Here is a 1,041-nt window from a genome sequence, read left to right on the forward strand (position 1 = left end):
GCCGGGCAGTGCGAAGAAGTAGCCGCCGCCGAACGGGGTGATGTAGTCGACCAGTGGTTCGCCGGCCAGCCGTTTCTGCACGGCGGTGAACTGCCGTTCCAGGTCCTGCTGGTAGCAGATGAAGATCAGCCCCATGTCGAGGTTGCCGTCGCTGTCCATGCCGTGGTCGTAGTTGTAGCCGCGGCGCAGGATGCGGGAGTCGGCGCTCTGTGCGGTGCGCGGGTTGGCCACCCTGATGTGGCTGTCCAGCGGGATGACGTCGCCCATCGGGTCCTGTGCGAACTTCGGCGTGTCGAACTCGTGTCCGCCGTCGAGCGGGGCGCCGGTGTCCCGGGCCCGGCCGAGCATCCGTTCCTGCTCGGTGATCGAGACCCGGTCCCAGAACTCGACGAGCATCCGGATCAGCCGCACCACCTGGTAGGACCCGCCGGTCGTCCAGGCGGGCTCGCCGTTGCCGCCGGTCCACAGCAGCCGTTTGGCGACTGCCGGGTCGGTGATGTCCGGGTTGGCGGTGCCGTCTTTGAAGCCGAGGTGGTTGCGGGGGGTGCCGGTGGGCCGGGGTGGGCTGGTGAAGCCGTCCATCCGCCAGCGCACCTGCATGCCGCCGCGGGTGTGCCGGGCTATGTCGCGCAGCGCGTGCAGCACCGTGTCCGGGTGCGGCGCGCTGAGCTGGAGGCTCAAGTCGCCGTGGCACCAGTCCGGTTGGAGGTCGTCGTCCTCGAACGCGGGCATCGCGGTCAGCCGCAGCGGCTTGCGGTCCGCCAGCCCGAACCGGCCGTCGAAGAGCGACGCGCCCACCCCGACCGTCACCGTCAGGCCGTCGTGCGGGACCTGGGGGCCGAGCGTGCCGCTGTCCGAGGGCGAGTCGGTGATGCCCAGCGCCGCCGGGGTGCCGCCCGTGGTCAGGAACCGCGCCCGGTCGGTGACGGTGTGCAGCAACTCGACCAGTTCCCGCCGGTCGGCCGCGGTGACGTCGAAGGACAGGAAGACACTGGACTGCTGCACGGCCTGCGTGATGCCGGCCTGGTGCGGGCCGTGGAA

The 1,041-nt window shown here is 70.9% G+C and carries 1 protein-coding gene; it reads right to left on the minus strand.

What is annotated here, in order from left to right:
- The coding region (locus AC13HU_RS37580; RefSeq protein WP_483046491.1) for a Dyp-type peroxidase at positions 1 to 1,041 on the minus strand (1,041 nt) is incomplete at both ends.

It is taken from the genome of Streptomyces sp. NH27 (assembly GCF_056859195.1).